Consider the following 8,944-nt stretch of genomic DNA (forward strand, 5'->3'; position numbering starts at 1 on the left):
CATGACGCTGTGGTCGATCATCGTCTACTCGCCGATCGCGCACATGGTCTGGGAACCGACCGGCTGGCTGTCCGCAGCAGGCATTCTCGACTTCGCAGGCGGCACGGTGGTTCACATCAACGCCGGTATCGCCGGTCTGGTGTGCTGCCTGGTGCTCGGCAAGCGTGTCGGTTATGGCAAGGAAGTGATGGCTCCGCACAACCTCACGCTGACGCTGATCGGTGGCGCGATGCTGTGGGTAGGCTGGTTCGGTTTCAACGCAGGTTCCGCAGTGGCGGCAGACGGCCGTGCCGGTTTCGCCATGTTCGCAACGCAAGTTGCAACGGCAGCCGCAGCACTCGCATGGATGTTTGCTGAGTGGATCGCCAAGGGCAAGCCGTCGGTGCTCGGTATCGTGTCGGGCGCTGTTGCGGGTCTGGTGGCAATTACGCCGGCTTCGGGTTATGTCGGTATCGGCGGTTCGCTGGTCATCGGTATTGCCGCAGGCGTGATCTGCTTCTGGTCGGCTACGTGGCTCAAGGCCAAGCTCGGCTACGACGATTCGCTCGACGCCTTCGGCGTGCACTGCATCGGCGGTATCGTGGGTGCGCTGCTGACCGGTGTGTTCGCAGTCAAGGACATCGGCGGCGCGGACGGCAGCGTGATCCTGCAGGCCAAGGGCGTGCTGACGACGCTGGTGTACAGCGGTGTGGTGAGCTTCATCCTGCTGAAGGCCATCGACCTGGTGATGGGCATCCGCGTGACGGAAGAAGAGGAACGCGAAGGCCTGGACGTGAGCCTGCACGGCGAACACGTCGAATAAGGTCTCAAGGGTTTCAAGGCTTTACGATTCACGATCACGAATCAAGCGCAGCGACTTTGGCCCGCCTTCTGGCGGGCCTTTTCTTTGCTGCCTGCCGCGCTGCTATTTCCGGGCTATTCCCCTGTGAATCGCGGTAGACTGCTTCGGAGGAGCAGTTTTCGCTGGCTATTGCGCCCATAGCGAGAATGCAACCGTCCCCGCTTGCGAATGGAGAAAGCGTCCCCAAATGGACGAAGCGTTTGCTCTACAATCTTTTTTCTCCAGTCTGCGAGTGATCAATGGTTCCGCACCTAGTTACGGCGTTAAACGGCCCGCTGCTCGATCTCGAGCGGAAGATCCTCGACGCTACGCCCGCCATCGAACGCTGGTTCCGTCTGGAATGGCAGGAACACACGCCGCCGTTCTATTGCTCGGTCGACCTGCGTAACGCCGGCTTCAAGCTCGCCCCGGTCGATACCAACCTGTTTCCCGGCGCGTTCAACAACCTGCCGCAGGAAGTGCTGCCGCTTGCCGTGCAGGCGGCCATGGCTTCGATCGAAAAGATCTGTCCGGACGCGAAGAACCTGCTGGTCATTCCGGAGCGCCACACGCGCAACGCGTTTTATCTGGAGAATGTGGCGCGCCTGGCGACCATCATGCGTCAGGCCGGGCTCAACGTGCGATTCGGAACGCTCGATGAAAGTGTCGACGGGCCAGTCACCATTGCGCTGTCGGACGGTCAGAAGATCGTTCTTGAGCCGCTTGAGCGCTCAGCACGCCGGCTTGGCCTGAAGAATTTCGATCCGTGTTCGATTCTTCTGAACAACGATCTCTCCGGCGGCATTCCGCCCGTCCTTGAAAACCTGCATGAGCAGTATCTGCTGCCGCCGTTGCATGCCGCGTGGGCGGTGCGTCGCAAGTCGACGCATTTCTCCTGCTATGACGACGTCGCCAAGAAGTTCTCGAAGATGGTCGAGATCGACCCGTGGATGATCAATCCGTACTTCGCGCACGTCGAAGGCGTCGATTTCCAAGCGCGCACCGGTGAAGAGGCGTTGGCTGACGCGATCGACGGCGTGCTGAAGAAGATTGCCAAGAAGTATCGCGAGTACGGCATCTCCGAGAAGCCGTATGTGGTCATCAAGTCCGATGCGGGCACCTACGGCATGGGCGTAATGACCGTGCACGACGCCTCCGAAGTCGCCGCGCTCACCAAGCGCGAGCGCGCCAAGATGGCGACCACCAAGGACGGTCTCGAAGTGCACGACGTGATCGTGCAGGAAGGCGTCTACACGTTCGAGCGCATCGGTGAGGAAGTCGCCGAGCCGGTCGTGTATATGATCGACCGGTACGTGGTGGGAGGCTTCTATCGCGTGCACGGCAGCCGCGAGCGCGATCAGAATCTGAACGCGCCCGGCATGCACTTCGTGCCGCTCGGCTTCGAGCACACGGCGCTGCCGGACGCTCACGCGAAGCCGGGTGTGGCGCCGCCGAACCGTTTCTATATGTACGGGGTGGTGGCGCGGCTCGGCTTGCTGGCCGCCTCGGTGGAACTGGAAAAGACCGATCCGGAGGCGATTCAGGTTTGATTCGCTGCCGCGCTGCTGTTACGGCCGCGGGTTAGCGCCGGATCACCGCGGCGCAGTGGTCATGCCTCGCTACACCGGACCGACGGGCGGCGCGCTGCATGCCGCCGCCCCTTGTTTAACGCATAATGCCAAGCCCATCAGTGCGCATCAGGACTTCCATGGACATTCTCTTTATCGCCGACCCGCTGGATCACTTCAAGATCTACAAGGATTCGACCTACGCGATGATGGCCGAGGCGGCCCGGCGCGGTCACACGCTCTACACCTGCGAGCCGAAACATCTCGCATGGACCGGTGCAGACGTCGAGGCGAATGCGCGGCGCTTTGCGATTGTCGGCGACGAGTCCGATGGTCATCGCGAGACCTGGTACGCCGCCGATGACGCTGCGCCGCGCTCGCTGAAAAGCTTTGCCGCAGTGGTGATGCGCAAAGACCCGCCGTTCGACATGGAATACGTGACCTCCACGTGGCTGCTGGAGCTTGCAGAACGCGGCGGCGCCCGCATCTTCAATAAGCCGCAGGCGATTCGGGATCATTCGGAAAAGCTCGCGATCGGCGAATTCCCGCAGTTCGTGGCGCCGACGCTGGTGACGCGCGACGCCGCAAGGCTGCGCGCGTTTCACGCCGAGCATGGCGATGTGATCCTGAAACCGCTCGACGGCATGGGCGGTATGGGCGTGTTTCGCGTGAAAGCGGATGGCATGAACCTCGGTTCGATCATCGAGATGCTGAGCCACGACGGCGCGCGTTCGGTGATGGCGCAGAAATTCATCCCCGAGATCAAGCAAGGCGACAAGCGCATTCTGCTGATCGGCGGCCAACCGGTGCCGTATTCGCTCGCGCGCATTCCTCAGGGCAATGAGGTGCGCGGCAATCTTGCTGCAGGTGGGCTTGGCGTGGCGCAACCGCTGACTGAACACGATCGCAAGATTGCGGAGACGCTGGCGCCGGTGCTCGCGGAGCGCGGTCTGCTGCTGGTGGGCCTCGACGCAATTGGCGATTGGCTCACAGAAGTGAACGTGACGAGCCCGACGTGCTTTCGCGAAATCATGGATCAGACCGGTTTTGACGTCGCCGGGATGTTCATTGACGCGCTGGAGCGGGCGGTCGGATAGCGCAGTTGCCCTGACAGGTTGCCAAGGCGGTCTGTCAGGACGGCGTCGAGCGAACAAGTGGCGGAAGCGCGAAAATGACCCTGTTACAATGCCCGCTCTTTAGCGGCGGCCCGCATCGGTTAGGATCGCCGGCAGGCGCGCCGCCCGAAACCTCAGGTTTCGCGCAGGCATGAAGCGCGCGCTCGCTGCCGGGCTGTTTCGGCCAGGCAGGCGGGCAGTGCAAATCGCCGATCCGACCCTCAGACCATCGGCCGGTCGAGGGCGTGACGACCGGGTTGAAACCCGGGCCACGGTTCAGGGCCGTTTTTTGCAGCAAGGCTGACATGGCAGGCATTCTGATCATTGCGCACGCCCCTCTCGCAACGGCGCTCAGGGACTGTATCGCACACGTGTACGGGGGCTTACCGGCCCGCATCGGCGTCATCGACGTCTCGCCGGACTGCGATCCTGTGGAGGTCGTGGCGTTCGCGCACTCCGAGATCGAGCGGCTCAGGGAGGAGAACGGCGCCCTGGTGTTGACCGATATGTTCGGCGCGACGCCTTCCAATATCGCCGCGCGGCTTGCCTCGCTACCCGAGGTGCGCGTGCTGGCCGGCGTGAATCTGCCCATGTTGCTGCGCGCGGTCTGCTATCGCGCCACGCCGCTCGACACGCTGGTCGACAAGGCGCTGTCCGGAGCGACCAAAGGCGTCCAGGCGATCGTCCCGGGTGCGCCCGCGCCAGTGTGCGCGCCTCCGGTAATGGGCGATTGCGTGCCCGCCATGCTGCCGGAGAGCGATCTCACCCATACGCAGGGCACGACGAGCCTGTAACGGTTTCGGTTTTATCTTTCATAAACATCATTACCCGCGCTTCGGACCATTACATGCTGCAACAGGAAACGACTATCGTGAACAAGCTGGGGCTGCACGCACGCGCGTCGGCCAAGCTGACGCAACTCGCGGGTAACTTCCAGGCGGAAATCTGGATGAGCCGCAACGGGCGGCGCATCAACGCGAAAAGTATCATGGGAGTGATGATGCTGGCTGCGGGCATCGGCAGCACGGTGCTGATCGAAACCGAAGGCTCAGACGAAAAGGAAGCGATGGACGCACTACTGAAACTGATCGCTGATAAATTCGGCGAAGGTCAGTAACGCGGCGCGTTTACAGATTATTTGGGTCATCTCGCCGCGGTTTTCCGCGGCGTTTTTTTTAACGCGTCACAATCGACGTGCTAACAAAGCGTGTTGCGCTGCACACTGACCAGGCAGGCGCCAGTAAGCTGCGGAATTTATAATGACGTGCAAGGTCTGAGAGCATTGCAGCGGTCTACCGCGGCATCACACAACTAGAGGAGGTGCGCGTGTCGTTCACGCTGCATGGAATTCCCGTGTCACGCGGTATCGCCATCGGGCGGGCTTATCTGATCGCCCCGGCTGCACTCGACGTCGACCACTATTTAGTCGAACCTGCCCAGATCGAAGGCGAGGTCGAGCGCTTCCGCTCGGCCCAGCAACTTGTTCATCAGGAGCTCGATGTATTGCGCAACGATCTCGCGGCGGATGCACCGAGCGAGATGGGCGCGTTCATCAACGTTCATTCAATGATCCTGAACGATGCGATGCTCGTCCAGGAAACCATCGATCTGATCCGCACGCGCCGTTATAACGTCGAGTGGGCGCTTACCGAGCAACTCGAGCGCCTGTCGCGCCATTTTGACGACATCGAAGACGAATACCTGCGCGAGCGGAAAGCTGACATCCAGCAGGTGGTCGAACGCGTGCTGAAGGCGTTGGCGGGGGCAACGGCCGCCAGCCTCGTCGGTAACGTGCACGGCACCTGCGAGGAAATGATCGTGGTCGCGCATGATATTGCGCCGGCCGACATGATGCAGTTCAAAACGCAAACGTTTCAGGGCTTCGTCACGGATCTGGGCGGCCGCACCTCGCATACGGCGATTGTCGCGCGCAGCCTCGGCATTCCTGCTGCGGTCGGCGTGCAGCACGCCAGTGCGCTGATCCGCCAGGACGATCTGATCATCGTCGATGGCGATCATGGCATCGTGATCGTCGATCCGGCGCCGATCGTGCTCGAGGAGTATTCGTACCGGCAAAGCGAGAAGGCGCTCGAACACCGCAAGCTACAGCGTCTGAAGTTCTCGCCCACGCAGACCCTGTGCGGCACGCGCATCGAGTTGTGCGCGAACATTGAACTGCCCGACGACGCAAAAGCGGCGGTGGATGCGGGAGCAACCGGCATCGGTCTGTTCCGCACCGAGTTCCTGTTCATGAATCACAAGGACAAGCTGCCGACCGAAGAGGAGCAGTTCGCCGCCTATCGCCGCGCGGTGGAGCTGATGAACGGGCTGCCGGTCACAATCCGTACGATCGACGTTGGGGCCGACAAGCCGCTCGATTCGATGGGCGGTGGCGATGGCTATGAAACCGCCGCGAACCCGGCCTTGGGGCTGCGGGCGATCCGCTGGAGCCTGTCCGAGCCGCAGATGTTCCTCACGCAGTTGCGCGCCATCCTGCGCGCGTCGGTGTTCGGCACGGTGAAGATCCTGATTCCGATGCTTGCGCACGCGCAGGAGATCGACCAGACGCTCGATCTGATTCGCGAGGCCAAGCGTCAGCTCGACGCTGCAGGTCTCGCCTACGCTCCGAACGTGCAGGTCGGCGCGATGATCGAGATTCCGGCGGCGGCGATCGCCTTGCCGCTGTTTTTGAAGCGGCTGGATTTTCTGTCGATCGGCACGAACGATCTGATCCAGTACACGCTGGCGATCGACCGTGCGGACAACGCGGTTGCGCATCTGTACGACCCGCTGCATCCGGCGGTGCTGCATCTGATTGCCTTCACGCTGCGCGAGGCGAAGCGCGCGGGCGTGCCGGTGTCGGTGTGCGGCGAGATGGCGGGCGATCCGGCTCTGACGCGTCTATTGCTCGGCATGGGCCTCACCGAGTTTTCGATGCATCCGAGCCAGTTGCTGGTCGTGAAGCAGGAGATCCTGCGCTCGCACGTGAAGAGTCTGGAGAAGCCGGTGGCGGATGTGCTGGCTTCGTTCGAGCCGGAAGAGGTGCAGGCTGCGTTGAAGCGCGTCGCGGCTGTGTGAGGTTGTGTTCCCCGCCGCGTGTGCGTGTGCGTGCGCGTGCGGGGGAACCGCTGCTTGCCTGTCGGTTAACCCGGCGACGCACGATGCGCGTGGCCGCACACCGGGCAATCCGGCTGGCGCGCGATGCGCATCGTGTTCCACTCCATTCGCAGCGAATCGAGCATCATCAGACGGCCGACGAGCGTCGTGCCGATTCCCGCAATCACACGCAATGCTTCGGCGGCCTGCATCGCGCCGATGATCCCCACCGTCGGCGCAAAAACCCCCATCGTCGAGCAGGCTACTTCTTCGAACGGCTGGTCTTCGGGGAACACGCAGGCATAGCAGGGCGAGGCGGCATCGCGGAAGTCGAACGTGCTGATCTGCCCATCGAAACGCAGCGCCGCACCTGATACGAGCGGCACCCCATGCGCAAAGCACGCTCGATTGATGGCGTGGCGCGTCGCGAAGTTATCGGTGCAATCGAGCACGACCGTGGCGTGCGGCACAACTGCGTCGAGCCATGCATCGTCGACGCGTTGCGCGACCGCATCCACCACCACGTCGGGATTGAGCTGGGCGATCGCGTCGCGCCCGGATTCGACCTTGCTGCGGCCAACCGAAGCCGTCACGTGCAGAATCTGGCGTTGCAGGTTGGTGAGATCGACGGTGTCGGCATCTACCAGCGTCAGCTTGCCCACGCCCGCCGCGGCCAGATACATCGCCGCTGGCGAGCCCAACCCACCCGCGCCGACGACGATCGCATGTGCATCGAGAAAACGCTGTTGCGCCTCGATACCGAGTTCGTCGACAAGAATATGGCGGGAATAGCGGAGAAGTTGATCGTCGTTCATGGCGGGGCGCAGGGTGGATCGCGCGGTGGCGGCAGACAGGCCGGCCGTCTGCAAGATCAGGCATTGCCTGTTGCGCGAGTATTCGTTCTGTTGATTCTAATCGCGCTAGAGAAAAGGGTCTTCGTAGCGTGTCGCGCTGCGAAGACCCTTAGGTGAGACTTGCTGCTTAGTTGGCTTGCGATGCCGGAGCCGGCGCCGAAGCCGGCGTGGTGGCCGATGCACCCATGCCCGGAACCGGGTTGGTAGGCTTGACTGCAACCGGCGCCGAAGCCGATTGCTCCGGCTTGTTCTGCGCGAGACGCCGCTCGGAGAGCGACTTCGATTCCTGCACCGGCTTGCCTTCCAGCTTGTTCAGGCCTTGTTGCAGCATGAAGTCGTCGGCCGAACCGAACTCGACCGGCTTACGGTCGCGATCCTTCTGGCGTTGTTCCGGCGTCTTCTTGTCGTTCTGCTCTTCAAGTGCCCGCAACTGGTCCATGCGGTCCTGCTCGCGCTGTTCCTGTTCCTTCTTCTCGTCCGGATCCTGCGTGTTCGCGAGGTGGTTCGAATAGTCCACTTCGCGCGTTACGAGTGCGTCGTCCGGATCGCCGTCCACGTACTGATCAACCGCAACGTCAGGGCGAATCCCCTTGTTCTGGATCGAACGGCCGCTCGGCGTGTAGTAGTACGCCGTGGTCAGGCGCAGCGCAGTGTCGGCGGTCATCGGACGCACCGTTTGCACTGAACCCTTGCCAAAGGTTGTCTTGCCGACGATCAGCGCGCGATGCTGATCCTGCAGCGCACCGGCAACGATTTCCGACGCCGACGCCGAGTAGGCGTTGGTCAGCACGATCATCGGTACGGTCTTGAAGATCGGCGCTTCGTCCTTCAGCGGATCGCTGTCAAACGACGGCAGGCGGTAGTTGTCGTAGGTGTCGCGGTAGACCTGCTTCGAATCCGGGATCTGGCCGTTGGTCGATACCACCACCGAATCCGGCGGCAGGAAGGCGCCGGCAACACCGACCGCGCTTTGCAGCAGACCGCCGCCGTTGTTGCGCAGATCGAGGACAAGGCCCTTCAGATTCGGCTGCTGGCGTGCGATTTCCTGAAGTTTTTCGGCCAGATCAGGCGTGGTGCGTTCCTGGAAGCTGGTGATGCGGATGTACGCATAACCCGGCGCCAGGATCTTCATCTTCACGCTCTGCACCTTGATGATGGCGCGCGTGACCGTGAGCGGGAACGTGCGGTCATCGGTCTTGCGGAAGATCGTGAGCGTAACCTTGGTGCCCGGGTCGCCGCGCATCTGCTTGACGGCCTGGTCAAGCGTCATGCCGCGTACCGGCTTGTCGTTGATGCGCGTGATCAGGTCGCCCGGACGGATACCGGCACGAAATGCCGGTGTGTCTTCGATCGGCGAGATAACTTTGATCAGGCCGTCTTCCGCCGAAATTTCAATGCCGAGGCCGGCAAAGCGGCCTTTGGTCTGTTCCTGCAGTTCTTCGTAATCGGTCTTGTCGAGATACGACGAGTGCGGGTCGAGGCTCGACACCA

8 protein-coding genes are annotated in these 8,944 nt (G+C 62.2%); 6 read left to right on the top strand and 2 right to left on the bottom strand.

The window, feature by feature from the left end; all coding sequences use genetic code 11:
• The 6 genes from M0954_RS06765 to ptsP form a co-directional block, all read left to right on the top strand.
• A partial coding sequence (locus tag M0954_RS06765; RefSeq protein WP_297352273.1) for an ammonium transporter occupies positions 1-802 on the top strand: 802 nt, incomplete at its 5' end.
• Between the two features lie 278 nt (positions 803-1,080).
• On the top strand, positions 1,081-2,370 hold the full coding sequence (gene gshA, locus M0954_RS06770) for a glutamate--cysteine ligase (protein WP_297352275.1): 1,290 nt from the start codon (positions 1,081-1,083) through the stop codon (positions 2,368-2,370).
• A 158-nt stretch (positions 2,371-2,528) separates the two neighbouring features.
• A complete protein-coding gene (gshB, locus tag M0954_RS06775; protein WP_122153274.1) occupies positions 2,529-3,485 on the top strand; it encodes a glutathione synthase in 957 nt (318 codons plus the stop codon).
• 323 nt (positions 3,486-3,808) lie between these two features.
• Positions 3,809-4,297, top strand: coding sequence for a PTS mannose transporter subunit IIA (locus M0954_RS06780; RefSeq protein ID WP_297352277.1), 489 nt, complete (start codon positions 3,809-3,811; stop codon positions 4,295-4,297).
• A 53-nt stretch (positions 4,298-4,350) separates the two neighbouring features.
• Entirely contained in the window at positions 4,351-4,620 is a 270-nt protein-coding gene (locus tag M0954_RS06785) for an HPr family phosphocarrier protein (RefSeq protein ID WP_074263248.1), read from the top strand.
• Between the two features lie 209 nt (positions 4,621-4,829).
• Positions 4,830-6,581: a phosphoenolpyruvate--protein phosphotransferase gene (gene ptsP / locus M0954_RS06790; RefSeq protein WP_297352279.1), complete on the top strand. Its 1,752-nt coding sequence runs from the start codon at positions 4,830-4,832 to the stop codon at positions 6,579-6,581.
• Positions 6,582-6,646: 65 nt separating this feature from the next.
• Here the strand turns inward: ptsP and M0954_RS06795 are convergent, their stop codons facing one another.
• Together M0954_RS06795 and M0954_RS06800 are read right to left on the bottom strand one after the other, a co-directional pair.
• A complete protein-coding gene (locus M0954_RS06795; protein ID WP_297352281.1) occupies positions 6,647-7,414 on the bottom strand; it encodes a molybdopterin-synthase adenylyltransferase MoeB in 768 nt (255 codons plus the stop codon).
• A gap of 166 nt (positions 7,415-7,580) precedes the next feature.
• The coding region (locus M0954_RS06800; protein ID WP_297352283.1) for a S41 family peptidase at positions 7,581-8,944 on the bottom strand (1,364 nt) is incomplete at its 5' end.

This window comes from Paraburkholderia sp. (assembly GCF_026225065.1).
Taxonomy (GTDB): Bacteria; Pseudomonadota; Gammaproteobacteria; order Burkholderiales; family Burkholderiaceae; genus Paraburkholderia.

Bases quoted from the DNA above. Each gene is read 5' to 3' on its own strand.
- gshA (WP_297352275.1), top strand. From the start codon at position 1,081: ATGGTTCCGCACCTAGTTACGGCGTTAAACGGCCCGCTGCTCGATCTC.
- gshB (WP_122153274.1), top strand. From the start codon at position 2,529: ATGGACATTCTCTTTATCGCCGACCCGCTGGATCACTTCAAGATCTAC.
- M0954_RS06780 (WP_297352277.1), top strand. From the start codon at position 3,809: ATGGCAGGCATTCTGATCATTGCGCACGCCCCTCTCGCAACGGCGCTC.
- M0954_RS06785 (WP_074263248.1), top strand. From the start codon at position 4,351: ATGCTGCAACAGGAAACGACTATCGTGAACAAGCTGGGGCTGCACGCA.
- M0954_RS06795 (WP_297352281.1), bottom strand. From the start codon at position 7,414: ATGAACGACGATCAACTTCTCCGCTATTCCCGCCATATTCTTGTCGAC.